This window comes from Streptomyces sp. NPDC047869 (genome assembly GCF_040704065.1).
Classification (GTDB): domain Bacteria; phylum Actinomycetota; class Actinomycetes; order Streptomycetales; family Streptomycetaceae; genus Streptomyces.
Genome location: NZ_JBEYRK010000001.1, coordinates 143815 through 167815 on the forward strand (window position 1 = coordinate 143815; position 24001 = coordinate 167815).

Annotated in this window: 23 protein-coding genes, 1 tRNA gene and 1 pseudogene; 17 read left to right on the forward strand and 8 right to left on the reverse strand. The window is 69.3% G+C overall.

Going from position 1 to position 24001, the window contains the following annotated elements:
* Positions 1-308 precede the first annotated feature (308 nt).
* Together AB0924_RS00660 and AB0924_RS00665 are read left to right on the forward strand one after the other, a co-directional pair.
* Positions 309-983, forward strand: a complete 675-nt coding sequence (locus tag AB0924_RS00660) for a Crp/Fnr family transcriptional regulator (RefSeq protein ID WP_199211391.1) — start codon at positions 309-311, stop codon at positions 981-983.
* 146 nt (positions 984-1129) lie between these two features.
* Positions 1130-1957: a nucleotidyltransferase domain-containing protein gene (locus AB0924_RS00665; protein WP_366910331.1), complete on the forward strand. Its 828-nt coding sequence runs from the start codon at positions 1130-1132 to the stop codon at positions 1955-1957.
* Positions 1958-1969: 12 nt separating this feature from the next.
* Here AB0924_RS00665 and AB0924_RS00670 read toward each other — a convergent pair whose 3' ends face one another.
* The 4 genes from AB0924_RS00670 to AB0924_RS00685 are packed head-to-tail and all read right to left on the reverse strand — an operon-like array spanning position 1970 to position 4409.
* The gene (locus AB0924_RS00670; protein ID WP_358932947.1) at positions 1970-2800 is read right to left on the reverse strand and encodes an MBL fold metallo-hydrolase; all 831 of its coding nucleotides are present in this window, start codon (positions 2798-2800) and stop codon (positions 1970-1972) included.
* The gene (locus AB0924_RS00675; protein ID WP_358932949.1) at positions 2797-3726 is read right to left on the reverse strand and encodes an NUDIX hydrolase; all 930 of its coding nucleotides are present in this window, start codon (positions 3724-3726) and stop codon (positions 2797-2799) included. The genes AB0924_RS00670 and AB0924_RS00675 overlap by 4 nt, the downstream gene beginning before the upstream one ends.
* Before the next feature lie 57 nt (positions 3727-3783).
* Positions 3784-4248 carry a RidA family protein gene (locus AB0924_RS00680; RefSeq protein WP_366910332.1) on the reverse strand — a complete coding sequence of 155 codons (465 nt, stop codon included), beginning with the start codon at positions 4246-4248 and terminating at the stop codon, positions 3784-3786.
* The gene (locus AB0924_RS00685; RefSeq protein ID WP_136744038.1) at positions 4245-4409 is read right to left on the reverse strand and encodes a DUF4177 domain-containing protein; all 165 of its coding nucleotides are present in this window, start codon (positions 4407-4409) and stop codon (positions 4245-4247) included. The genes AB0924_RS00680 and AB0924_RS00685 overlap by 4 nt, the downstream gene beginning before the upstream one ends.
* 171 nt (positions 4410-4580) lie before the next feature.
* Between AB0924_RS00685 and AB0924_RS00690 the strand changes: the two genes are divergently transcribed.
* Positions 4581-5558: an ArsA-related P-loop ATPase gene (locus tag AB0924_RS00690; protein ID WP_358932954.1), complete on the forward strand. Its 978-nt coding sequence runs from the start codon at positions 4581-4583 to the stop codon at positions 5556-5558.
* Entirely contained in the window at positions 5555-6895 is a 1341-nt protein-coding gene (locus tag AB0924_RS00695; RefSeq protein ID WP_358932956.1) for an ArsA family ATPase, read from the forward strand. Before AB0924_RS00690 ends, AB0924_RS00695 begins: the two co-directional genes overlap by 4 nt.
* A gap of 436 nt (positions 6896-7331) precedes the next feature.
* On the opposite strand, the gene wblA is transcribed toward AB0924_RS00695, so the two are convergent.
* Positions 7332-7670 carry a transcriptional regulator WblA gene (wblA, locus tag AB0924_RS00700; protein WP_174266212.1) on the reverse strand — a complete coding sequence of 113 codons (339 nt, stop codon included), beginning with the start codon at positions 7668-7670 and terminating at the stop codon, positions 7332-7334.
* A 535-nt stretch (positions 7671-8205) separates the two neighbouring features.
* Between wblA and AB0924_RS00705 the strand changes: the two genes are divergently transcribed.
* Positions 8206-10500, forward strand: a complete 2295-nt coding sequence (locus AB0924_RS00705) for a transglycosylase domain-containing protein (protein ID WP_366910333.1) — start codon at positions 8206-8208, stop codon at positions 10498-10500.
* Positions 10501-10603: 103 nt separating this feature from the next.
* Here AB0924_RS00705 and AB0924_RS00710 read toward each other — a convergent pair whose 3' ends face one another.
* Complete coding sequence (locus AB0924_RS00710; RefSeq protein WP_358932960.1) at positions 10604-11071, reverse strand: GatB/YqeY domain-containing protein; 468 nt, start codon at positions 11069-11071, stop codon at positions 10604-10606.
* A gap of 93 nt (positions 11072-11164) precedes the next feature.
* On the opposite strand from AB0924_RS00710, the gene AB0924_RS00715 reads away from it, so the two are divergent.
* The 10 genes and pseudogenes from AB0924_RS00715 to AB0924_RS00760 all read left to right on the forward strand — a co-directional run bounded on the left by AB0924_RS00715 (position 11165) and on the right by AB0924_RS00760 (position 20247).
* Positions 11165-12091: a metallophosphoesterase gene (locus AB0924_RS00715; protein WP_358932962.1), complete on the forward strand. Its 927-nt coding sequence runs from the start codon at positions 11165-11167 to the stop codon at positions 12089-12091.
* Between the two features lie 205 nt (positions 12092-12296).
* Positions 12297-13055, forward strand: a complete 759-nt coding sequence (locus tag AB0924_RS00720; protein ID WP_358932964.1) for a Pr6Pr family membrane protein — start codon at positions 12297-12299, stop codon at positions 13053-13055.
* A 66-nt stretch (positions 13056-13121) separates the two neighbouring features.
* Positions 13122-13195: transfer RNA gene (locus AB0924_RS00725), tRNA-Pro, on the forward strand.
* A 349-nt stretch (positions 13196-13544) separates the two neighbouring features.
* A pseudogene (locus AB0924_RS00730) lies at positions 13545-13775 on the forward strand (serine hydrolase); the annotation flags it as partial.
* A 75-nt stretch (positions 13776-13850) separates the two neighbouring features.
* Positions 13851-14492 carry a DUF4365 domain-containing protein gene (locus AB0924_RS00735; RefSeq protein WP_366910335.1) on the forward strand — a complete coding sequence of 214 codons (642 nt, stop codon included), beginning with the start codon at positions 13851-13853 and terminating at the stop codon, positions 14490-14492.
* Position 14493: 1 nt separating this feature from the next.
* A complete protein-coding gene (locus AB0924_RS00740; protein WP_060886254.1) occupies positions 14494-15624 on the forward strand; it encodes a hypothetical protein in 1131 nt (376 codons plus the stop codon).
* 295 nt (positions 15625-15919) lie between these two features.
* Complete coding sequence (locus AB0924_RS00745; RefSeq protein WP_366910336.1) at positions 15920-18463, forward strand: ATP/GTP-binding protein; 2544 nt, start codon at positions 15920-15922, stop codon at positions 18461-18463.
* Positions 18464-18588: 125 nt separating this feature from the next.
* Positions 18589-19482, forward strand: a complete 894-nt coding sequence (locus tag AB0924_RS00750; protein WP_366910337.1) for a phosphorothioated DNA-binding restriction endonuclease — start codon at positions 18589-18591, stop codon at positions 19480-19482.
* Positions 19483-19546: 64 nt separating this feature from the next.
* A complete protein-coding gene (locus AB0924_RS00755; RefSeq protein WP_039657654.1) occupies positions 19547-19825 on the forward strand; it encodes a CopG family transcriptional regulator in 279 nt (92 codons plus the stop codon).
* A complete protein-coding gene (locus tag AB0924_RS00760) occupies positions 19822-20247 on the forward strand; it encodes a PIN domain-containing protein (protein WP_366910338.1) in 426 nt (141 codons plus the stop codon). Before AB0924_RS00755 ends, AB0924_RS00760 begins: the two co-directional genes overlap by 4 nt.
* Before the next feature lie 513 nt (positions 20248-20760).
* On the opposite strand, the gene AB0924_RS00765 is transcribed toward AB0924_RS00760, so the two are convergent.
* Positions 20761-20940 carry a hypothetical protein gene (locus AB0924_RS00765; RefSeq protein ID WP_366910340.1) on the reverse strand — a complete coding sequence of 60 codons (180 nt, stop codon included), beginning with the start codon at positions 20938-20940 and terminating at the stop codon, positions 20761-20763.
* Positions 20941-21477: 537 nt separating this feature from the next.
* Between AB0924_RS00765 and AB0924_RS00770 the strand changes: the two genes are divergently transcribed.
* Positions 21478-22014 carry an RDD family protein gene (locus AB0924_RS00770; RefSeq protein ID WP_366910341.1) on the forward strand — a complete coding sequence of 179 codons (537 nt, stop codon included), beginning with the start codon at positions 21478-21480 and terminating at the stop codon, positions 22012-22014.
* A gap of 157 nt (positions 22015-22171) precedes the next feature.
* Entirely contained in the window at positions 22172-22540 is a 369-nt protein-coding gene (locus AB0924_RS00775) for a hypothetical protein (RefSeq protein ID WP_366910342.1), read from the forward strand.
* Positions 22541-22782: 242 nt separating this feature from the next.
* Here the strand turns inward: AB0924_RS00775 and AB0924_RS00780 are convergent, their stop codons facing one another.
* The gene (locus AB0924_RS00780) at positions 22783-23310 is read right to left on the reverse strand and encodes a hypothetical protein (protein ID WP_366910343.1); all 528 of its coding nucleotides are present in this window, start codon (positions 23308-23310) and stop codon (positions 22783-22785) included.
* Positions 23311-24001 lie beyond the last annotated feature (691 nt).

Below are 24001 nucleotides of genomic sequence, written 5' to 3' on the forward strand. Positions count from 1 at the left end.
TTACTACTACCGCCCGAGCCCTGTTCGCCCACAGCGGAATCACGACGTACAACCACCCGTGCAGCCCCCTTACCCTGTGCTCTCACCGGCGTTTTGGACACCCGGCCAGCCTAAAGCCCGGCACCGACATCCGCCCCGGACCCGGAGGATCGGCCCCCGATTGGACCCCTGCCGCGTACCCCGGGACATCTGTGCGGCATCCTTGTGACAGATCACACTGTTTGGACCGCCCGGCAAAACGGGGAACACGGTCCCCTGGTACACGGGGGATCATGGTCCCCTGAGCAGGTCGACAAGGGAGAGAACTCGTGGACGACGTTCTGCGGCGCAATCCGCTTTTCGCGGCGCTCGACGACGAGCAGGCCGCGGAGCTCCGCGCCTCCATGAGTGAGGTGACCCTCGCACGCGGTGACTCACTGTTCCACGAGGGCGACCCCGGTGACCGGCTGTACGTCGTCACCGAGGGCAAGGTCAAGCTGCACCGCACTTCTCCGGACGGGCGCGAGAACATGCTCGCCGTCGTCGGCCCCAGCGAGCTGATCGGCGAGCTGTCGCTGTTCGACCCGGGTCCGCGCACCGCGACCGCGACCGCGCTCACCGAGGTCAAGCTGCTCGCCCTCGGCCACGGCGACCTCCAGCCCTGGCTGAACGTGCGTCCGGAGGTGGCCGGCGCCCTGCTGCGCGCCGTCGCCCGGCGGCTGCGCAAGACCAACGACGCCATGTCCGACCTGGTCTTCTCCGACGTCCCCGGCCGTGTCGCACGGGCCCTGCTGGACCTCTCCCGCCGCTTCGGCGTGCAGTCCGAGGAGGGCATCCACGTCGTCCACGACCTCACGCAGGAGGAGCTGGCCCAGCTCGTCGGCGCCTCGCGCGAGACCGTGAACAAGGCGCTGGCGGACTTCGCCGGGCGCGGGTGGCTCCGCCTGGAGGCGCGGGCCGTGATCCTGCTGGACGTGGAGCGCCTGGCCAAGCGGTCCCGCTGACCGCCCGCACACGCGCGTGAGGCCCTGACGTACGGCAGGGCCTTTCGCATGGCCCGCACGGCCGGCCGGTCCACCGGCGCCCGGCCGCAGGTCACCCGCGCCGTAAATCACCTGCCCCGGCGGCCCGGGCCGGGCACAGTGAACGCATGCCCGACACCGTTCGCCGCCCCGGACTCGACGACCGGGGGTTCCTCGTCCGCGAGGGTTCCCTCGCGCGCGTGCCGGACGTGTTCCGTCCGGTCGTGGCCGCCGCGCGCGACCGGCTGCCGGCCCTCCTCGGGGCGCGGCTGCACAGCGCGTACCTCTACGGGTCGGTTCCGCGCGGCACCGCGCGCGCGGGACGCAGCGACCTCGACCTGCTCCTCGCGCTGCGCGAGGAGCCGACGGACGCCGACCATGAGGCCGTCCGCGCCTTCGGCGAGGCCCTCGACGAGAAGTTCCCGCAGATCGACGGGGTCGGCACGCTGCTGTACGGCCGTGCGCGGCTGCTGAGCGACCTGGAGCGGCACGACCTGGGCTGGTTCGTCGCCTGTCTGTGCACTCCGCTGCTCGGGGACGATCTCGCCGCGCACCTGCCCCGGTACCGCCCCGACTCCCTGCTGGCCCGGGAGGCCAACGGCGACCTCGCCCTGCTGCTGCCGCGCTGGCGTGAGCGGATCGAGCGGGCGGCCGGCACCGAGGAGGCCCGGCGGCCGCTCGTCCGCTTCATGTCCCGGCACCTCGTGCGCACCGGCTTCACGCTCGTCATGCCCCGCTGGCGCGGCTGGACCAGCGACCTGCGCGAGATGGCCGGGGCGTTCGGCGCCCACCATCCCGGGCGGGCCGGGCAGATGCGCCGGGCGGCCGAGTACGGCTACGAGCCCGTCGGTGACGCGGAGGTACTGCGGTCGTACGTGGACGACCTCGGTCCCTGGCTCGCCGCGGAGTACGCGCGCGTGCACGGCGTGAAGGCGCCACGGCCCACGAACCCCTGAGAGGACCGGGCGCTAGATGAGCCCGTGCTCGCTCAGGTAGTCCATCTGGGCCCGCACCGACAGCTCCGCCGCCGGCCACAGGGAGCGGTCCACGTCGGCGTACACATGGGCGACGACCTGCTTGGGGGTGCTGTAGCCGTCCTCGACGGCCGTCTCGACCTGGGCGAGGCGGTGGGCGCGGTGGGCGAGGTAGAACTCGACGGCCCCCTGGGCGTCCTCCAGGACCGGGCCGTGGCCCGGCAGGACCGTGTGGACGCCGTCGTCCACGGTGAGGGAGCGCAGCCGGCGCAGGGAGTCCAGGTAGTCGCCGAGGCGGCCGTCCGGATGGGCCACGACGGTCGTGCCGCGCCCGAGGATGGTGTCCCCGGTCAGCACCGCCCGGTCGGCCGCGAGGTGGAAGCACAGAGAGTCCGCGGTGTGCCCCGGGGTCGGTACGACTCTCAGCTCCAGGCCGCCGACCGTGATCACGTCACCGGCGGCCAGGCCCTCGTCGCCGAGCCGCAGCGCCGGATCGAGGGCACGCACGCGCGTGCGGGTCAGCTCGGCGAACCGGGCGGCGCCCTCGGCGTGGTCGGGGTGGCCGTGGGTGAGCAGGGTCAGGGCTATGCGCTTGCCGGCCTTCTCCGCCGTGTCGACGACGGCGCTCAGGTGGCCGTCGTCCAGCGGCCCCGGGTCGATCACCACGGCCAGGTCGGAGTCGGGCTCGGCGACGATCCAGGTGTTGGTGCCGTCCAGGGTCATCGCGGAGGCGTTGGGCGCGAGCACGTTGACGGCGCGTTCGGTCGCCGGCCCCGTGAGGACACCGCCCCGGGGCTGACCGGGCAGGGCTGCTGCGTCCGTCATGCGGGGCCTCCTCCGGTGCTCGGAGCCGTCGTCTCGCGTTCCGTCCCAGGTGCCCCGCCGGGGGCCGCCCCACTCGCCGGGACGTGCTTGGTGAACTCGTCGTGCCCGGGCCAGGACAGGACGATCTCGCCGTCCACCAGGCGGGCTCTGGCCAGCACCGGGGTCATGTCCCGTGCCGGCGCCGCCGCGAGCGCCCCGGCAGCCGTGTCGTACGGGAGGAGCTGACGCAGGGTGGCGATGGTGGGCGGCATCATCAGCAGCTCGCCCTTGTCGTACCCGGCGGCGGCCTCCCCGGGGCGGATCCACACCGTGCGGTCGGCCTCCGTGGAGGCGTTGCGGGTGCGCTGGCCCTCGGGCAGGACGGCCACGAAGAACCAGGTGTCGTAGCGGCGGGACTCGAACTCCGGGGTGATCCAGCGGGTCCAGGCGCCCAGCAGGTCGGAGCGGAGCACCAGGCCTCGGCGGTCCAGGAACTCGGCGAAGGACAGCTCGCGCGCGACCAGGGCGGCACGGTCCGCCTCCCAGTCGTCCTCGGTGGTGTCCCCGACGACCGAGTCGGCGTCGGGGCCGGCGAGCAGGACGCCCGCCTCCTCGTACGTCTCCCGTACGGCGGCGCAGACGACGGCCTGGGCGCCGCTCTCGTCGACGCCCAGCCGTTCGGCCCACCACGCGCGCGTGGGGCCGGCCCAGCGGACCAGGCGGTCGTCGTCACGCGGGTCGACACCACCGCCGGGGTACGCGTACGCGCCTCCGGCGAAGGCCATGGAGGCGCGTCTGCGCAACATGTGGACGGCCGGGCCGGCCGGAGTGTCCTTCAGAAGCAGCACGGTGGCCGCGCGCTTCGGGGACACCGGTGCGAGGGTGCCGTCCGCGAGCGCGCGGATGCGGTCGGGCCACTCCGGGGGGTACCACTGACCGTTCGCCATGGCCGGAGGCTATCCCGTGTAGGGCGAATGTTCGAGAGGCGCCCGAGGTCAGAGAGGTTACTGAACGAGCTCGACCTGGATCTCGACCTCGACCGGGGCGTCCAGCGGCAGCACCGCGACGCCCACCGCGCTGCGGGCGTGCACGCCCTTGTCGCCGAGGACCTCGCCGAGCAGTTCACTGGCGCCGTTGACGACACCGGGCTGCCCGGTGAAGTCGGCGGCCGAGGCGACGAAGCCGACGACCTTCACCACGCGCGCGATGCGGTCCAGGTCGCCGGTGACGGACTTCACGGCGGCCAGCGCGTTCAGCGCGCAGGTACGGGCCAGCTCCTTGGCCTCCTCGGCCGTGACCTCGGCGCCCACCTTGCCGGTGACCGGCAGCTTGCCCTCCACCATCGGCAGCTGGCCGGCCGTGTAGACGTACACACCGGACCGCACGGCCGGCTGGTACGAGGCCAGCGGCGGTACGACCTCCGGCAGGGTCAGGCCCAGTTCGGCCAGCTTCTCCTCGACCGCGCTCACGCCTGCTTCTCCCGCTTCAGGTAGGCCACGAGCTGCTCGGGGTTGTTGGGCCCGGGCACGACCTGGACGAGCTCCCAGCCGTCCTCGCCCCAGGTGTCCAGGATCTGCTTCGTGGCATGGACGAGCAGCGGCACGGTCGCGTATTCCCACTTCTTGGTCATGGGCCGACTGTAGCCGCTGTGGTCACCCTGGCAGGCGGCCGACCACGGGCTTCGCCGGCCACGGCGGACGCCGGGCACGGGGACGCGGGCGCGGGTCCCGGGGCCGCCCGGGAGCGGCGTTGTCCACAGCCTCCCGCGTGACAGTCGGCCGGACTGGTTAGGCTCGAATACGTGAGCAGGCTCCAGGTCGTCAGCGGCAAGGGCGGGACCGGCAAGACGACGGTCGCCGCCGCACTCGCGCTGGCCCTCGCGACCGAGGGGAAGCGGACGCTTCTCGTGGAGGTCGAGGGCCGGCAGGGCATCGCACAACTCTTCGAGACAGATGCGCTGCCCTACGAGGAACGGAAAATCGCGGTCGCACCCGGTGGCGGGGAGGTGTACGCCCTCGCCATCGACCCCGAACTCGCCCTTCTGGACTATCTCCAGATGTTCTACAAGCTCGGCGGCGCGGGCCGGGCGCTGAAGAAGCTCGGCGCGATCGACTTCGCCACCACGGTCGCGCCGGGGCTCAGGGACGTCCTGCTGACCGGCAAGGCGTGCGAGGCGGTCCGCCGCAAGGACAAGGCGGGCCGGTTCACGTACGACTACGTCGTGATGGACGCGCCGCCCACCGGGCGCATCACCCGGTTCCTCAACGTCAACGACGAGGTCGCCGGGCTCGCGAAGATCGGCCCGATACACAATCAGGCCCAGGCGGTGATGCGGGTGCTGAAGTCGCCGGAGACGGCGGTGCACCTGGTGACGCTGCTGGAGGAGATGCCCGTACAGGAGACCGCCGACGGCATCGCCGAACTCCGCGCGGCGCGGCTGCCGGTGGGCCGGGTCATCGTGAACATGGTCCGGCCGCGGGTGTTGGACGCGGCGGACCTGGAACTCGTACGGAACGTGCCGCGTACCTCGGTCGCACGGGCCCTGTCGGTCGCCGGGCTCGGCGGGGCGCGGCGCGGCGGGCACGCCGAGCGGCTGGTGGACCCGTTGCTGGACCAGGCCGCGGAGTACGCCGAGCGGTACGCGCTGGAGCAGGAGCAGCGCGCGGTCCTCGGTGAACTGGAGCTGCCGCTGCACGAACTGCCGCTGCTCGCCGAGGGCATGGACCTCGCGGGCCTGTACGAACTCGCCACCGAGCTGCGGAAGCAGGGGTTGTCATGAGTCCGGACCCGGCCGAGGCGCAGGACGCCGCCCGCCCTCACCTCTCCCCCGCGCGCGTACTCGGCGTCGATCCACTGCTGGACGACCCGGACACCCGGATCGTGGTGTGCTGCGGCTCGGGCGGCGTCGGCAAGACGACGACCGCCGCGGCGCTGGGGCTGCGGGCGGCCGAGCGGGGCCGCAAGGTGGTCGTCCTCACCATCGACCCGGCCCGCAGGCTCGCCCAGTCGATGGGCATCGACTCCCTCGACAACGTGCCCCGGCGGGTCAAGGGCACCGAGGGCGACGGCGAGCTGCACGCGATGATGCTCGACATGAAGCGCACCTTCGACGAGGTCGTGGAGGCGCACGCGGACCGGGAGCGCGCGGCCGCGATCCTGGCGAACCCGTTCTACCAGTCGCTCTCGGCGGGCTTCGCGGGCACGCAGGAGTACATGGCGATGGAGAAGCTGGGGCAGCTCCGGGCGAGGGACGAGTGGGACCTGATCGTGGTCGACACCCCGCCGTCCCGCTCGGCGCTGGACTTCCTGGACGCGCCCAAGCGGCTCGGCTCCTTCCTGGACGGCCGGCTGATCCGTCTGCTGACCGCTCCGGCCAAGCTGGGCGGCCGCGCGGGGATGGCCTTCCTCAACGTCGGCATGTCGATGATGACCGGCACCCTGGGCAAGCTGCTCGGCGGTCAGCTGCTGAAGGACGTGCAGACGTTCGTGGCCGCGATGGACACCACCTTCGGCGGGTTCCGCACGCGCGCGGACGCCACGTACAGGCTGCTCCAGGCGCCCGGCACTGCGTTCCTGGTGGTGGCGGCGCCGGAGCGGGACGCGTTGCGCGAGGCGGCGTACTTCGTGGAACGGCTGGCCGCGGAGGAGATGCCGCTGGTGGGGCTGGTGCTCAACCGGGTGCACGGCAGCGGTGCCGGCCGGCTGTCGGCGGAGCGGGCACTCGACGCCGCGGAAAATCTTGAGGACCCCCGCATTGTGGATCAGGGGGACGGGAAAGCTGGACTTCGTAACTCTCCCGACACGTACGGCAGTTCAGAATCCCCCGCTGCCACACCATCGGCTCCGGACGACGGCTCCCCCGCCGGCACCGACGACGGCTCCCCCGCCGCGGACCCGGAGCGGACTGTGGACCAGCTCACCGCAGGCCTGCTGAGGCTGCACGCCGAGCGCATGCAACTGCTCTCGCGCGAGCAGCGCACGCGTGACCGCTTCCTCGCCCGCCATCCCGAGGTGGCGGTCGTCGAGGTGCCGGCGCTGCCCGGTGACGTGCACGACCTCACGGGTCTGCGTGACATCGGCGACCGGCTGGCGGCGGGGCATACGGAACTGTCGTAGCCCGGAGCGCGCGGGGCCGCCATGCGCACGTGACTGTCGCGCGCGTGGCGCTCGTGGCAGACATGGACGGGCAACGCGCGTGGCGCGCGGAGGTGTCGCGCGCGCCTGGCGCTCGTGACCGGCGTGCGCCAGCGGCCGTCGCACGCCAGGACGACGGGCGCATGTGACTCGCCGGGCGCTTACCGCCCACGCCGCGCCGGGCTGCCCCACCGCTGCGGCGCCCTGTCACGCCGCCACGGGCCCCTGCCACTCCGACGGGTCACCGCCGCTCGTCGGCCCGGTGGCCGCCTGCCGAGTGGGCATCGCCACACCGGCACACACACCTGCTGGCCGGGGCCGGGCCGAGGCCGCTCCTCGAGCGGCCGTCGCCTCGACCGTCCTCGCCTCCACCGCGCTCGCCCCGAGTGGTATCGGGCGACCCCCAGGGGCGTCGCCGTCAGCTGACCGCCGCGTAGTTCTCGTACACCTCGTCGCTGTCGAGGGACACGATGCCCGCGCCGCGCTCGTACTCCGAGCGTGCGGTCTCCAGCAGCCGGCGCCAGGAGGTCACGGTGGGCCGCCTGCGCAGCAGTGCGCGGCGCTCCCGCTCCGTCATGCCTCCCCACACGCCGAACTCGACGCGATTGTCGAGCGCATCGGCCAGGCACTCGGTGCGTACCGGACATCCGGTGCACACCGCCTTGGCCCTGTTCTGCGCTGCTCCCTGCACGAACAGTTCATCCGGATCGGTAGTGCGGCAGGCGGCCTGCGCACTCCAGTCGGTAACCCAGCCCATACCGGCGCCGTCCTCTCCCGAATCGAGGCTCCCCCACGGCGGCAGCGGCATATTCACCGCCGCCAGTTGAGGACGTTACGGAAGGCGGGGACAGCGCAACACCCCCTTCGGGCCCAATCTTGAATGGCCCGAACGGACTATGGGTAAGCGGCAGATCACCCGGGGGAGTGAGCTGACGACATGCGCGACCATCCCGGCATACCGGGACGGCTGTGGTGCGCCACACCGGGCGCCAGGTGACACACAAGGCGGAATCGGACACGCCCCGCCAGAAATTACAGGGGTACTTCCGGAACGATTCGGGTTCGCCGGACGTATTGAAGTGTGGCCGCGCCGCTGTGACAGTTACGAGCAGCTTAGGCCAAGGCCTGTGCGCCTGTCCGGCGAATGAGAACGTAGGCCCCTGCTTTGCCGTGCCGTCTCAGGAGCCGCGACCCGCCGGACCAGGGGCGCGCACGTCACGATCCGGCACCCGAACATCCCGACGGAGGGCCGCTCCCTCGGAACGCTCATAAGTACGGATTAGGCTGCCCCCATGGCAAAGAAGCGCTCGAGCGGTGGCCTGTCGGCAACGCAGCAGGCCGCCAAGTTCCTCGGTGTCAGTGTGCTCGCGGGAGCCGTGATGGCGGGCATCGCGCTGCCCGCGGCCGGCGCGCTGGGCCTCGCGGCCAAGGGCTCGGTCAAGGGCTTCGACGAGATCCCGGCCAACCTCAAGAGCCCCCAGCTCAGCCAGCGCACGACCATACTGGACAGCCGGGGGGACCAGATCGCGACCGTCTACTCCCGTGACCGCACGGTGGTGGACCTCAAGAACATCTCGCCGTACATGCAGAAGGCGATCGTCGCCATCGAGGACTCGCGCTTCTACAAGCACGGCGCGATCGACCTCAAGGGCGTGCTGCGCGCCCTGAACAAGAACGCGCAGAGCGGCGGCGTCTCCCAGGGTGCCTCCACACTCACCCAGCAGCTGGTGAAGAACTACTTCATCGAGGAGGCCGGTGACGACCCGACGAAGGTCGCCGAGGCCACCCAGCAGACCCTCGGCCGCAAGGTCCGGGAGCTGAAGTACGCCATCCAGATCGAGGAGAAGCTCGGCAAGAAGAAGATCCTCGAGAACTACCTGAACATCACCTTCTTCGGCGAGCAGGCCTACGGCGTGGAGGCGGCCGCCCAGCGCTACTTCTCCAAGCACGCCAAGGACCTGAACCTGCAGGAGTCGGCGCTGCTGGCAGGCATCGTGCAGTCCCCGAGCCGCTACGACCCGGTGAACGACGAGGCCGAGGCCACCAAGCGGCGCAACACCGTGCTGCAGCGCATGGCGGAGGTCGGCAACGTCTCCCAGGCGGAGGCCGACCGGGCCAAGGAGAAGCCGCTCGGACTGCATGTCAGCCAGCCGAAGAACGGCTGCATCACCGCCACCAAGGGCGCCGCGTTCTTCTGCAAGTACGTGGAGCACCTCTTCCTGACCGACCAGACCTTCGGCAAGACCCGCGAGGCGCGCGCCAAGCTCTGGAACCGCGGCGGCCTGACCATCCGGACGACGCTCGACCCGCAGGCACAGGACTCCGTCCAGTCCTCGCTGAAGGAGCACGTCTACAAGTCCGACAAGGTCGCCGCGGCCGCCACTCTGGTCGAGCCCGGCACGGGCAAGGTCCTGGCCATGGGTCAGTCGAAGCCGTTCGGCTACGGCAACAACGAGACGGAGTACAACTTCTCGGTCAACCGGGACCTGGGCGGCTCGAACTACGGCTTCCCGACCGGGTCGACGTTCAAGCCGTTCGTGGCGGCGGCCGCGATCGAGGGCGGCAAGCCGGCGACGCAGGAGTACTCGGCGCCGTACAAGATGAACTATCCGAGCCCCGTCCAGCGGTGCAGCAGCAACCCGTACGTCAACAACAAGAACGAGACGGTCGAGAACGAGAACGAGTCGGAGAAGGGCCCGTACCGCATGAAGGAGGCGATGGCGAAGTCCATCAACACCTACTTCGTGCAGCTCATCTCCGACATCGGCCTGTGCCCGGTGGTGAAGATGACCGACGCGCTGCACGTGGTGCAGGGTGACGGCTCGAAGCTCCCGGAGACCCCGTCGATCGCCCTCGGCTCGATCGGTCTCTCCCCGCTGACCATGGCCGGCGCCTACGCCACCTTCGCGTCCCGCGGGATGTACTGCACGCCGGTCGCCATGGAGTCGATCGTCCAGAAGGTGGGCACCGAGCAGAAGTCGCTCGAGGTGCCCAAGTCCACCTGTTCGCGCGCGATGAGCGAGAAGACCGCCGACACGGTCAACACCCTGCTGCGCGGTGTGGTCGACTCGGGTACCGGCCAGGAGGCGGGCCTGAACGACCGGGAGAGCGCGGGCAAGACGGGTACGACCGACGAGCGCAAGAACGCCTGGTTCGTCGGCTACACACCCAACATGTCCGGCGCGGTCTGGGTGGGCAGCGCCAAGCAGAACGTGAAGATGACCGGGATCACCATCGGCGGTGTCTACCGCGACCTCGTCTTCGGCGGTCAGGTCCCCGGTCCGATCTGGCGGGACGCCATGGCCGGCGCCCTCTCCGGCAAGGACGCCCCGGACTTCCAGTTGGTCGACATTCCCGACGACCAGGGGGACGGTGGTGACCAGGGAAAAGGCGATCGGGGGGGACGCGACAGGAACGGGGACAACACGGGGGGACTGATCGGCGGACTGACAAACGGGGGAACAAGCCAGGGCGGTGACACCGGCGGCACCATCCCCACCCCGGCCTTCTCCCTCCCCGACAACTTCATCGAGGGCCAGACCAACGGTGGCACGCACGGCAACGGCATCGGGGGGCGCCGGGGCTAGCTCCTCCGCGTGACGCGGCGACCGTGAAACGGCGGGGCCGCACCCTCGGTGAGAGGGTGCGGCCCCGCCGTCGTGCACGTATCAGCTGAGGCGGCTGGGCGGCTCAGCCCTGCAGCAGCTTCTTCACCACGGCGGCGACGCGGCCGCCCTCGGCCTGGCCGGCCACCTTCGGGTTCACGATCTTCATCACGGCGCCCATGGCCCGCGGCCCCTCGGCGCCGCCCGCCTTCGCCTCCTCGACGGCCTGGGCGACGATCGCGTTCAGTTCGTCGTCGCTGAGCTGCTTCGGCAGGTACGCGGCGAGGACCACGCCCTCCGCCTTCTCCCGCTCGGCCTGCTCGGCGCGGCCGCCCTGCGCGAAGGCCTCGGCCGCCTCACGGCGCTTCTTCGCCTCGCGGGTGATCACCTTCTGCACCTCGTCGTCGGAGAGCTCGCGCTTCTCCTTGCCCGCGACCTCCTCCTTGGTGATCGCGGTGAGCGTCAGCCGGAGCGTCGAGGAGCGGAGCTCGTCGCGCTCCTTGATCGCGGCGTTGAGGTCGTCCTGCAGCTTCGACTTGAGCGTGGTGGTCATGGAGCCGATTGTCTCAGGTACCGGGGCGCGGGCGCCCACTGATTTTGCGGGCGGCCGGTCCTGGGCCCATCGCCGGTCTGACACGATGGTCGTATGCGCGCGCGATACGGAGTACCCCTGGGAATCATGGCGGCAGGCGCCGCCGGAGTGGCCTACGCGGCGGGCTTCGAGGCCCGCTCCTTCCGCCTCCGGCGAGTGACGGTCCCGGTCCTCCCACCGGGCATGGGCCCCCTGCGCGTGCTCCAGGTCTCCGACATCCACATGGTGCGCGGCCAGCGCAAGAAGCAGCGCTGGCTCCAGTCGCTGGCGGGGCTGCGCCCGGACTTCGTGATCAACACGGGCGACAACCTCTCCGACCCCGAGGGCGTCCCCGAGGTGCTCGACGCGCTCGGCCCGCTGATGGAGTTCCCGGGCGCGTACGTCTTCGGCTCCAACGACTACTACGGCCCGAGGCCCCGTAACCCCGCCCGCTACCTGCTGGAGAAGGCGAGCGGCCGGCACGGCCTGAACGGCAACCCGCCGGCCGTGGGTGTGATCCACAACCCCTGGGAGGACATCAGGGACGGCTTCGACGCGGCGGGCTGGCTGAACCTGACGAACACCAGGGGCGCCCTGAAGGTCGAGGGCGTGTCGATCGAGCTGACCGGCCTGGACGACCCGCACATCAAGCGCGACCGCTACGCACAGGTGGCGGGCGGACCCTCCGGCTCGTACGACTTCTCCATGGGCGTCGTCCACGCCCCCTACCTGCGCGTCCTCGACTCCTTCACGGCGGACGACTACCCCCTGGTCCTGGCCGGCCACACCCACGGCGGCCAGCTCTGCATCCCGTTCTACGGCGCCCTGGTCACCAACTGCGACCTGGACACGGACCGCGTGAAGGGCCTGTCCCGGCACACGGCGGAGGGCCGCACATCGTTCCTGCACGTCTCGGCGGGCTGCGGCACCAACCGCTACACCCCCATCCGCTTCGCCTGCCCGCCGGAGGCGACGCTGCTGACGCTCGTGGGGCGGGAGTAGGACGGAGTCGGGGGCGCTCCGGGCGGGCGCCCCCTGACGATGCCGCAACGGCCGTCGCCGGCCGGACCGGCCGGCGCTGAACCGGTGGATCACCGCCTGAGCGGGGGCCCCTACGAACTCGAATCACCGGCCACCTACTACGAACACAAACCCATTCGGACTGCCCCGTATGGCCCCATTCATCCCCTCTGCCTAGCGTGAGGGCATGACCGCCCCGATACCCAGGGACATCCCTGACCTGCCCGCGGTGCCCCGCTCGCCCCTCCTGCTGCCCGCCCCGGTCCCGGCCACCGCGGTGGTGGGCCCGACGCACCGCCCCCTGGCAGCGCTGTTCCGGTTTCTGATCGCCCTCGCGGCGGCCGCCGGCGTCGTCCTGGAGCTCCTCCTCGGCACCCCGGCCCGGACCCTGAGCTACTTCAGCGTCCAGGCCGACATCCTGCTGGCCGTCGTCATGCTCTCGTCGGCCTCCAGGGCCTGGCGCACCCGCCGCCCCCTGCCCGCGTCCGTGACCGGCGCCGCCCTCCTCTACGCCGTGATCACCGCGCTGACGTACCAGGTCCTGCTGGCCCACGCCACACCCGCGTTCACCATGACGGAAGCGGCCCCGCCCCCCGTCCGCTGGCACGCCCAGTGGACAGCGCTCCAGCTCCTCCACACGGTGGCTCCGCTGGCGGCCCTCCTGGACTGGCTGCTGCTCACCCCCGCGGCCCGCCTGCGCCTGCGCCACGCCGCGACCTGGCTCCTCTACCCCCTGGCCTACCTGGCCTTCTACCTCACCCAGGCGGCGCTCCGGTCTCCGTCCACCCCGGCCCGCTACCTCTACCCCTTCCTCGACGCCCAGACCCACGGCTACCGCGACACCCTGGCGAACGCCCTCCTCATCGGCCTCGCCATCTACGCCCTGGCAGTCCTCCTGGTCGCCCTGGACCACGCGCGCCCGACCCCGGTCCGCCACCGCGGCTAAACCGGATTTCGTCTCCGGCCACCAGTGGGCTAAAGTAAACGACGTCGCCGCGAGAAGCAGCGACATCGGGGTGTAGCGCAGCTTGGCAGCGCGCTTCGTTCGGGACGAAGAGGTCGTGGGTTCAAATCCCGCCACCCCGACAGTGAAGTACCAGGTCAGGGGCCTGATCCGCAGTGCGGGTCGGGCCCCTGAGTGGTTCCGGGGGCCATTTTGGGAGCCATTTGGGAGCCGAGTTCGGAATCTGGCTCCCGGGCGGCTCCCGCGCTTGTGGGTAGACCGGAGCTTCGGAACTCGCCTCAGAGCGGCATGGCACGGGGAGGGGACACGAGTGGAAGCCGGAGACTTGAGTTCATGGGTCGGCGCCGGGGTCGCTGTGGGAGCAGCCGCCGTCGCGATCTGGCAGGGCTGGTCCGCGCGCGAGCAGTCGCGTGTCGCGCAGGAGGCCCTCAACGACGCCCGACAGGCCCGGGACGAAGCAGCCACTCCGGTCTTCAGACCGGCGCACTCGAGCCTGTACGCGGCCTGTTCTGGCACCCCGCTCCCGGGACCAGCCTCTCCGACGACATCTGGGTCCACTACGGCTTCACCGGCACCGGCGTGTGGATCTCACCCCGGCAGCGCCGATGGGCGGTACTGCTGACCAACAAGCTCTACTACACCCGCGACCGCCAGCCTCTGGCCGACGTCCGCAACGCCTTCCGCGGCATGGCATTTCACTGACGCCCATGGACATCTGGGAACAGGCGACAGCCAGGTCCGATGTCACTGTCAGTGGCGGCCCTTAACTTAGGGAGCGTGGAACCCGTGCTCGGCCAGGTGATGGGGGTGGACGTGACATCGTCAACTGTTGCTGGCAATACGGCGGTTGAGGCCCTATTTCCACATTCCCCCTCCACCTCTATCCTCGCGATCAAGCGTCGAGGAGGGGTGCGCGTGGCGGGTGGGGCGACAAGCTGGCAGAAGGAACAGATCAGCCGTGCATACGTTCATGCCATCGCTTCCCAAGGCGGCTACACCGTAGGCGATTGGAACGTCGACAAGGACGGAGTGGACGTCACACTCCGGGATCGCGGTCTGATGGTCGACATCCAACTTAAGTGCACCGAGAGCCCCCGCACTGTCCGGGGTGGGTACAGGTTCGACCTGGACATCGAGACGTACAACAAGCTGCGCAGCACGGAGCGCTCGGCACCCGGCCATCTGGTCCTCCTGGTAGTCCCACCCAATCTGGAGTTATGGGTCACCCAGCATCAGGATTCGGTCGTACTGGCCTGCCATGGGTACTGGGCATGCCTGCACGGTCGGGAGGCGGCGAACAGCAGCGCCACTACAGCGATCAGCCTGCCGCAAGAACAGCAGCTGACGGCGAAGTCCATGCGCTCCATGTTCGACATGGCGCGGAGCATTCTCCTGTCCGGCATGACGGCGGTGAATTGACATGGCCACCGACGAACTCCCCTTCGGGCCTGACGAGATCCGGAGTTACCTCAAGGTCACTGGCTGGTCCACGGTCTCCGGCAGCGACGTGGCGGAGCTCTGGCGCCTGCCGGGACCGACTGAGGAAGTCGTGCTCGTACCCATGAAGCCGGGCGCTCCGGACTTCACCAAACGAGCGCGCATCCTCGTGGCAGACCTCGCGCGCATCAGCTCCGAGGACACACGGACGGTTCAGGACTCCATCGCGTCCGTGTTCCACGATGTCACGGACCTCAGGGCCTCCCACCCGTCCCTTCGAGATGGCTCCATCCCACTGGACGCCGGATTCGAACTGTTCCAGTCCGCCAAGCGACTCCGAGTGGCCTCAGCCGCATCCACGATCCGCCGCCAAGGCCACTTCCGTAACTTCCCCACCCGAGCCCGGGAACAGGCCCGCGATGTACGGCTCGGACAGACCCGTAAGGGCTCATACATCGTGCCCATCATCAGCCAGGCCCGCTCACCTCTGGACGTCTACGAGCGAGGACAGAACCAGATCGACATCGAGGTCGAGGAAACACTCTTCGATCGACGGGTCACCGCCACCATGTCGCGAGCGCTAGGCGTACTGGAGGAGATGGCGGGCACCGACAGGGTCCCCACCCCCAGTGAGATCACCGACTCCATTGGGGAGGGCGTCTCCTACGAGTTGTGCCAAGCGCTGTCGAAGGTCGTGAACAGCGAGGCAGTCGACAGCCTGGACATCACGTTCAACTGGTCTCGGGTGGCGGCGGCACCGGCCGGCACTCCACTCGAGGTCGAATTCAACCGCGAGGCCATCGCCATCGTGGAAAGAGTGTCCGACCAGCTCAAGACAAGCGTCTACAGCCGCGAGCATGTGATCTACGGTCTGGTGACAGACCTCAGGCGGCACCCAGACGACGAAACGGGGAAGGTAGGCGTCCAGGCCCTCCTCCAACGACGCAGCCGCACCATCTGGATGGATCTTCCAGACGCCGACTACCACACAGCAGTCCATTGCCATGACACCGGCACCGCAGTCCGCGTGCGCGGCGTGCTGACGAGCCCGCCCGGAGGCACCGCCACAATGATGGTCGTCGATTTCGGTCCTGATCCGTCCCTCGGCCAGTGAGCACTCGATGCGACGCTCAACTCAGGACAGGCCGGCGACTCCATCAGCCCCGGAGCGGTTCACTGCCACGTGCCGGATGCGACCTGCACACGCTGCCTGAATGCGGGCTTGCCAGGCTGCCCTCAAGGGAGCATAGATTAGCTCCAGTTGATCGTCAGGGGGAGCGGTGGCAGGGCGGGACCTTCGAACGCTGTTCAGCTCGAACGACCGGAGCATCGCCGCCAGTGAGGCGTTCACGAACCGGCAGGCACAGTGGCAAGCGGTGACCGCCGGCCTCGCTGAGCACATACGGCACATGACCCGTGCGGACTTCGACGTGGAGGACCTGGAGGCTCCCCGCCGCAACATCCTGGTGTTCCACGGTGTGGGAGGTATCGGCAAGTCCACGCTCTCCCGCAAGATCGAGGCGTCGCTCGCCAGCAGCGAGCACCGTCCCGCGCAATGGGAATCGCCGTCCCACCCCGAGGAGCGGACGCTGCCGGTCCGCATCGACCTCGCGCGCGCTGCGGGCATGGACTTCGAACGCGTCATCCTCACCATCCGACTTGCCGTCGCCGCGCTCGGCCGGCCGATGCCCGCCTTCGACCTCGCCCTGCGCCGCTACTGGGAGCACAACCACCCGGGCGAACCGATCGAGGACTACCTGCGCCGGGGCGGGCTGCTGAGCCGCTTCAGCGCCGCTGCCGCCCTGCCGCAGCAGATGCAGTCAGCCCTCAGCGACGTGGCCCAGGCGCTGCTCCTGCCCGGCACCGTCGGGGGCGCACTCGGCCATGGGGCCGGCGCGCTCATCAAGGCGTTACGCGAGCGGCGCCAGTCCGTACGCGCCCTCGCCGGCTGCTCCCGTCTGGCCGACCTCCTGGAAGCCGAGCCCGACCTGGAAGCCCTCAGCTTCTACCCGCACCTGCTTGCCTGGGACCTGGCCCAACTCCCGGCCGACAAGAGCGCGCTACCGGTGATCCTGCTGGACACCTTCGAGGACACCGGCGACCGCACCCACCGCGACTTCGAGCGCCTGCTCCAGCGCATCGTGTGGCTGATGCCCAACGTGTTCTTCGTCGTCACCGGACGCAACCGCCTTCAGTGGGCGGAGACGAGCCTGGAAGGGCAACTCGACTGGACCGGGCCGAACACTTGGCCCAGCCTCGTCTCCGACGCAGCAAATAGCGGGTCAGGTGTATCCGGCCGCCAGATCCTGATCGGCGACTTCTCCCCTGAAGACTGCCAGGACTATCTGGCCCGCAGGCTCAGCCGCGACGGGCAGCCGCTGATCGACGAACCGGTCCGCCGGATCATCGCCGAGCGCTCCCACGGGCTGCCCCTGTACCTGGACCTGTCGGTCATGCGTTACCTGGAACTTCGACGCGGCGGCACGCAGCCACAGGTCACCGACTTCGACCACGACTTCCCCGCACTGATCGCCCGTACCCTCAGCGACCTGACCGCCGAGGAACGCGACGTACTCCGCTCGGTCAGCCTGCTCGACGCGTTCTCTGTTCCTCTGGCCACCCAGGTCGCCGGCATGAACCACGACGCGCCCGCCCTACGCTTGACCGAGCGCCCCTTCATCCGGGAGTCCCCCTCCGGTGTGTGGCCCTTCCATGTCCACGACCTGATCCGCGCCGCTATTCGCAACGCGGACGACGGCAGTGACGACCGCTGGTCTGAGCAGGACTGGCAGCGCGCGGCCCAGCGCGCCTTCGGTGCCCTGGAATCGCAGTGGCGCCAGGACCTGCGACGTGACCGCGCCGTGCTGGTCGGCTGTCTCCAGCAAGGGCTGCTCCTTGCACGGGACTTCCGTCTCGATCTCGGCTGGCTCGCCGATGCCGCATTCCAGTACGTAGGGGACTCCGTCTGGGAACCGCTGGCACTTCCCGCAGCCGATGCCAGGTCGTCGGACGGCCTGCAGACCGCGGCGGACGCCCTGGTGGAAACACTCAGCGCCATCGCCAGGCGCCAGCACGAACACCGTGAACGCACAGCCGGTCGACTCTCCGCCGTCCTTGCATCGCAACTGCTCCCGGATGACCTGGTCGAACTGGCCACGTACTACCTGGCGAAGGCCCAGCGGGACCTCGGCCTGACCCATGATTCGCGGCGCGGCATGCAGCGTGTCGCCTCCGCCGACGGTCGGCTCGCTTCCGCCGCTCGACGGGGCCTGGCACACCTGAGCCGACTGTCCGGAGATTTCCCTGCGGCGGTGGAAGCCGCTGGGAGGCTGGGCTGGGAAGGACGGCACCATCGGGTCCTGGGAGACGTGTGGTGGGTGCAGGGAGACATGGAGCGGGCGACCGCCGCCTACCTGGCAGCCAGGAGCGAGGCCGAAGAACACGGTGCGGCCGGCGAGACCGCCATGGTCCAGGCGCATCTCGCCTTCGCCGTCTCCTTCGCCGACCCGCTCCGCGCCGACGATGAACTCGACCTGGCGGACCGGCTGCTGTCGCGCCTCAGCCTGCGCTCCAGCGAGATGACCGCTCGCATCGCCGCACTCGTACGCGACGCCGGGTTCGACGCAGACCTGCCCGACCGGGCGGCCGTCCTGCTCGCCGAAATCGGCGTCTCCGGCATTTCCTACGCCGCGGCGAAACTGCAACTGGCCCTGTGCTTCCACCACGCCGTCCTCGACAACCAGGACGACCTCACCACCGCGACCACCCGTCTGCGCGAACTCACGCAGAGCGGCGACTACGCCTACTACGTCGAGATCGCGCACTTCATGGCCGGCCTTCCGTTCCCCGAGCACACCGCGCGAGCACGGTGGATCGACGGAGAACGACAGACTCGCGAACGATGGCGGCGCCTGGTTGAGAACCGTCGCAGTCGCCTCGGCACGACTCGTTAGGCCGCAACGGGCAACCGTCGCACGAAGCCAGTGACCCCACGATGTCCGGGCGCCATCTGGGAGTCGACCCGCTCCCCATGCCCCCTCGAAACCACCGCACCCCAACGCCACTACGATCGCCGGTCATGGACTGGCTGGAGCGTGCCGCGAAGCTGAGGCAGTGGAGCAGAAGCGGGACCCGCGCTCCGCACAAGCCGCTGCTGTTCCTGTACGCGCTCGGGCGTTTCCAGCGGGACGCCGACGGTGAACTGCGGTACAGCGCGGTGGAGGACGACCTCAGACGGCTACTGGCCGAGTACGGTCCGCCCAACAGAACGACGCCCGCCTACCCGTTCCACCATCTAGTGAGCGATGGCGTGTGGGAGGTGCGCACCGATCGCGGACCGGGCAGCCCCGGCAGTGGCGTGCGGGAGCTGCGGGAGATCGGAGCCGCAGGGCGGCTGACGCCGGAACTACGGACGGCGCTGCGGCGCGAGCCGTCGTTGCTCGGCCGGATGGCACGGGTCCTGCTCGACCTGAACTTCCCTCCCTCGCTCCACGGCGATCTCTGCGAAGCCGTCGGCCTGGAACTGGAGCCGACGGAGAGCGAACAGTTCTCGGCCGTGCGCGGGCGGCGGGATCCCCGGATGCGGGAGCAGGTCCTGACGGCATACGAGTACCAGTGCGCCTTCTGCGGCTACGACGGCAGGATCGGCGCGGTGCCGGTCGGGCTGGAGGCCGCGCATGTGCGCTGGTGGGCGTTCGACGGCCCTGACGACGTCGACAACGGCCTGTGCCTGTGCTCGCTGCACCACAAGCTCTTCGACAAGGGCGTCCTCGGCATCGGTGACAGTCACCGCATCCTGGTCTCGCAGCGCTTCGTCGGCCACAGCCCCGCCGCCCGCGAGCACGTCATAGCGCTCGCCGGCCGCCCGCTCATCGGACCTCAACCGGGTGCCAGTCCCGTCGCGGCGGTCCACCGCTCCTGGCACACCAGCCAGGTCTTCCACGGCAGACCACGCCCCGCCCCGGCCGCCTGATCGCCGAGCGCCTATCACGTGACCCGCTGGTAAGGAGTGCGATACCGGGAGTATGGTCTCTTGTATGGCGACGAAGAAGGTAACCGTGACGATTCCCGAGGATCTCCTGGACGAGATCCGCGCGGACGCGGCAGAGCGGGGCCTGTCGGCGTATGTCGCCGAAGCGCTGCGCTTCAAGCGTGACCGGGACCGGCTCCTGGAACTGGTCGACTGGCTGCAGGAAGAGCACGGCCCCATCACCGAGGACGAGCATGCGGCAGCGCTCGTCGAGCTGGACGAACTCGACGCCGAACACGAGCGGCGTCGAACCGCCGGAAAGCACAACGCCGGAGAGGCTGCGTGAAGAAGCGAGCCGCCGAGCACGGACAGCGATCCCTCCGCGTCTTCGTACTGGACTGTGAAGCCCTGTCCCTTGCGGTACGCGGCGACCGGAAGATGATCGCCTGGCTCGACCTCGCGGCACGCGGGGAGGCCGAAGTGGTGACGTCCCCGATGACACTGGTCGAGGCGTACGACGGCAGAACGACCGAGCAGCGCTGGGACTGGGTACTGTCCCGGCTCCAGGTCGTCGACATCGGGAAGGACGAGGCCCGCCAGGCGCGTCGCCTCCTGGCCGACGCCAAGTTGCACGGCCACAAGTACGCGATCGACGCCGTGCTCGCCGTCATCGCGCGACAGCAGAGGGGACAGGTCACCGTCTTCACCTCGGACGTCGACGACCTGGAGAAGCTGGTCCCGGACACGATCGTCGTCAAGAAGGTCTGACCCGGCCCGCGCCCCTCCAGCGCCCGCACCCACGCTGGTGAGCACCCGCGATGCCATCGCGTACTTCGTCCGGACCACATCGGCAGTCTCCGACGCCAGGCAGCGGACGGCGAATGGAGTGGCCGACTCGACTTCCTGGCACTGGTGGGCCGGTGGATTGCCTTCGGATCGCAGGGCTGACTCTCCAGCACCATCCAGGCAGCAGCACCCTTGGGAGCCATCTGGGAGCCGCCCTGCTCCCGATACCCCCTCCACACCACCCGAGACCAACCGGGACCACCCGCCTGACCTGCGCAAACGCAATCCAGGCAGGAAAGATCATTAACCGATCCTCATTCGGGACGAAGAGGTCGTGGGTTCAAATCCCGCCACCCCGACACAGGTCAGAGGCCCATTCACGTGATCGTGAATGGGCCTCTGAGCGTTTGTACAGCAGCGGAGTACAGCAACCTCTATGGCGCTTGCCGGCCGTCCTCGTCCGGCCGCGCTTCCTGCTTGCGCTTGCCCTTCTTCTTACCGTCCTTCTGCTTGCTGCCGCCCAGCGCCTTCCCGAGCTTCCGGAGCGCCCGCCGGATCTCCGACGAGGGCGAGCTTGTTCAGCCAGCCCCGCATGTCCTGGACGGTCAGCCGGTCGAGCCGCTTGGAGCCGAGGAAGGGCACAACGTAGAGACGTACGGTCGTCTCGCGGACCACGTCTGTGGAAGCAGATGGTGCGGGTTCTCTGACTGCCGGCTCTCTGGCCTGGATCCCAGCAGGTTGACCTGGTCACATCAAGTGCTCTCTGATTCGTCATGTGGCCGCCGGCGCAGCGTGAGTGGGTGTGCCGCGGCGAGGTATTGGCGATCCGGCGCGTTCGACGCGGCGGTATTGGGCCGCGTACCCGCTGCCCGGCGGTGGCCCTCACGTCCCGCCGAGCCGCAGGCAGGCAGGCAGGCAGGCAGGCAGGGGACGCTGGATGGCCGCCGGTGTCATCGAAGCCAGCCGCTGCTGTAGTGGCGGGGCAATTGGTGACGGCAGCGCATTGTCATCCGGTGAGTGGACTCATCGTCAGCGGGGGCCAACGCGTTGACGAGATCGGCGGAACGGCGAAGAGGGCCTGGGGCGTTGACGCGCGGAGCATGACTCCGCAACCCTCCAGTCACTGTGACTCGTTGCGGTTGCCCTTCGGATCGCAGACGGTTCGTGTCACAGCCGCACCTCACCAATCCTCTGACGACCTCTGGACCGCACATGAGTATGTACCAGTCCCCGCAGCAGCAGCCCTACGGATACTGGCAGCCGATGTACCCTCCGCCCTCCGCGCCCCCTGTGGTGGGCCCGCCTCCCGGGGCCCTCGGCAACCAAGGCGCACGGCTCGCCGGCCGGTTTCTGGACGCGGTGTTCATGGTGCTGGCGCTGCTACTCGTGGCCGGCCTAATCGTCTTGATCCAAAACCTGACGGTGGACAACGACGTCATCGGGATGGTTGCAGGGGTGATCGGGTATGTCGGGATCGGCCTGGTCCTGCTCTGCTACGAACCGGTCATGAACTGGAAGTCCGGTGCCACCTACGGGAAGCGAATCTGCGGATTGCGTGTCGTCCGGCTCGATAACGGTCAGAACCTCTCCTTCGGACGCGCGTGGTTGCGCTGGTTCACCAGCTTCGTGATGGGATTCGTGCCGTTCCTGGGGCTGATCAACGTGCTGTGGTGCCTCTGGGACAAGCCGTTCCAGCAGTGTCTGCACGACAAGGCGGCCAACAGCGTCGTCGTGAGCACCAGACCCTGACGTAACGGGGCCACGGCACGCCGCGTGCTCCCGCTCCAGCCCCGCGGGCCGACGGCCTGCGTGAACTGCGGGGCACAGCGGTTTCCGCGACGTCCGGTCGGCGCCTCTGACTGCCTGCGCCCGCAACCCTCCCGAGCCACGGCAGGCGGCGGGCGCGGTGAAGCGGCACAGACGCGAGCAAGCCATCGAGCGGCTCGGTCTGGTGTCCTACGACATCGGCTTCGATGACGTCTCGCTCGATCTGCGCGAGTACACGCGAGCAGTACTTCAGCGTCTCTGCGCAGATACGCGATCAGCAGCCTGGGCAGCTTTCGAGGGGGCGTTCCACTACGACGAACTCCTCACCGACCAGGTGGCCCACCAGGTCTACGGCTACTGCATGACTGGCGCCGAAGCGGTGGTCGAGTGGGACACCGCTGCCCTGCGAGGCGAGGAGTGGCGCCTCCGCATCGCCGAGGCCCGAGCGGCTTTGGACGCCTTGCTGTCCGCTACGAAGCAGGAAGAGCGGCACCAACTGAGTGTCTAACTGCGTGACAACGCTGACGGACATCGGCGGACGGGCGCGAACGTCCGTGGACCATCGGCACAGGTGAGACGGGCAGCAGCCCAAGACAGCACACCCGTCCCAGTTGCTTCGGGACGAAGAGGTCGCCGTTGAAGGAGGCCCCCTCCAGGCGGCCCCGTTCGACGCGTGCATCCTGGCAGCATGACGAATCCCGACGGCCCGTGCGTGAAGGTGCACTTCCGGCTTGAGATGGCCCCGTGAAGCTACCAGCCGAACTCGGGGGGCCCGATGACCTGGGCGTCGACCTGTGCCGCGAGCCACGCGGCCCGCTCGTCATGGCCGGGCCGTGCATGGATGAAAACGGTGTGGTCGGCCGTCCACTCGTCACAGTGGATGTCGTGGCTGTTGCACGCGACCTGCAACTCGGCGTACTTGTACTCCTCCGCCAGTCCCAGCTCCGGCACCGCCGGCCACTTCAGGTCGTGCCACAGGACGTAGCACCTGGCTATGCCGGCCCAGGTCTTCAGGGCCTCACCTGCCTGTTCGGCGTCCGACACGTTCAGGCACACACTCGCGGGCAAGGTGGTGCGGCCCTCCCCGTACCACTCGACCTTCGCTCCAGGGCGAGCCTCGGTCAGACGCCGCAACACGTCGTCATCGCGCGCCCAGGCGTCCAGATAGCAGCCGCTCGGCCTGTACCAGGACGCGAGCGACAGCAGCTTCTCCGCGAGTCCCAACGCCTTGTACAGGTCCGTGGTTCGCAGCACGGGCCACGCGCGTGTGTTCCCCATGCCGGCATCCTGCCAGAGCGATCTTCCTGTCAGACGCGCAGCCAAGCCGAAGCAAGCACCTTCTCCACTGGTTCAAGCACCCGTCGTCGCTTCGCTCCTCCGGGCAGGCGCACAGAGCACGAGGTCAGAACACGTCGTGGCCGGGGCGGTCGGCTGTACCGTCTCCGTAGACGATCACGGGAGGGAATCAGATGCCGAGTGATCTCCAGTTCAGTTGGGAACTGAGCGGAGCCGGTTGGGCAACGTGCCGCATCGCGGACGGATCTTCAGAGCGAAAGCATCACGTCAGCTACTGCACGGACGCTCTCGCTGACCTACTGCACGGCGTGGCAGGCCTATACGGACCCAGCTCGCCCCAACGGTTCTCCTTCGACCTGGAACCGTCCGAGGTGCGATGGGTTCTTCGCAACCAAGGCCCGGACGTCGAGATCCTGATCTATCGGTTCCCTGACATGTTCACGAGCTTCGATCTGCCCGACGACGAGGGCGAGCACTGTTGGAGCTCCACCCAGCCTCGCAGCGCGCTTGGGCATGCAGTGATGGAAGCGGCACAGGCCATCTGGCTACAGCACGGGGAGGAGGGGTACCGGAAGAAGTGGATGCAGCACCCATTTCCCGTCTCCGCCCTACAAGACCTCGGCCGCTTGCATCTGCGAGACGACAAGTGCCCGTTGGAACATGACCCGCTGCC

Excerpts from the sequence above, each read along its gene's own strand:
- AB0924_RS00705 (WP_366910333.1), top strand. The coding sequence starts at position 8,206 with ATGGCAAAGAAGCGCTCGAGCGGTGGCCTGTCGGCAACGCAGCAGGCC.
- AB0924_RS00665 (WP_366910331.1), top strand. The coding sequence starts at position 1,130 with ATGCCCGACACCGTTCGCCGCCCCGGACTCGACGACCGGGGGTTCCTC.
- AB0924_RS00740 (WP_060886254.1), top strand. The coding sequence starts at position 14,494 with ATGGCCACCGACGAACTCCCCTTCGGGCCTGACGAGATCCGGAGTTAC.
- AB0924_RS00750 (WP_366910337.1), top strand. The coding sequence starts at position 18,589 with ATGGACTGGCTGGAGCGTGCCGCGAAGCTGAGGCAGTGGAGCAGAAGC.
- AB0924_RS00685 (WP_136744038.1), bottom strand. The coding sequence starts at position 4,409 with ATGACCAAGAAGTGGGAATACGCGACCGTGCCGCTGCTCGTCCATGCC.
- AB0924_RS00720 (WP_358932964.1), top strand. The coding sequence starts at position 12,297 with ATGACCGCCCCGATACCCAGGGACATCCCTGACCTGCCCGCGGTGCCC.
- AB0924_RS00670 (WP_358932947.1), bottom strand. The coding sequence starts at position 2,800 with ATGACGGACGCAGCAGCCCTGCCCGGTCAGCCCCGGGGCGGTGTCCTC.
- AB0924_RS00715 (WP_358932962.1), top strand. The coding sequence starts at position 11,165 with ATGCGCGCGCGATACGGAGTACCCCTGGGAATCATGGCGGCAGGCGCC.
- AB0924_RS00770 (WP_366910341.1), top strand. The coding sequence starts at position 21,478 with ATGAGTATGTACCAGTCCCCGCAGCAGCAGCCCTACGGATACTGGCAG.
- wblA (WP_174266212.1), bottom strand. The coding sequence starts at position 7,670 with ATGGGCTGGGTTACCGACTGGAGTGCGCAGGCCGCCTGCCGCACTACC.
- AB0924_RS00710 (WP_358932960.1), bottom strand. The coding sequence starts at position 11,071 with ATGACCACCACGCTCAAGTCGAAGCTGCAGGACGACCTCAACGCCGCG.
- AB0924_RS00755 (WP_039657654.1), top strand. The coding sequence starts at position 19,547 with ATGGCGACGAAGAAGGTAACCGTGACGATTCCCGAGGATCTCCTGGAC.
- AB0924_RS00695 (WP_358932956.1), top strand. The coding sequence starts at position 5,555 with ATGAGTCCGGACCCGGCCGAGGCGCAGGACGCCGCCCGCCCTCACCTC.
- AB0924_RS00745 (WP_366910336.1), top strand. The coding sequence starts at position 15,920 with ATGACCCGTGCGGACTTCGACGTGGAGGACCTGGAGGCTCCCCGCCGC.
- AB0924_RS00675 (WP_358932949.1), bottom strand. The coding sequence starts at position 3,726 with ATGGCGAACGGTCAGTGGTACCCCCCGGAGTGGCCCGACCGCATCCGC.
- AB0924_RS00780 (WP_366910343.1), bottom strand. The coding sequence starts at position 23,310 with ATGGGGAACACACGCGCGTGGCCCGTGCTGCGAACCACGGACCTGTAC.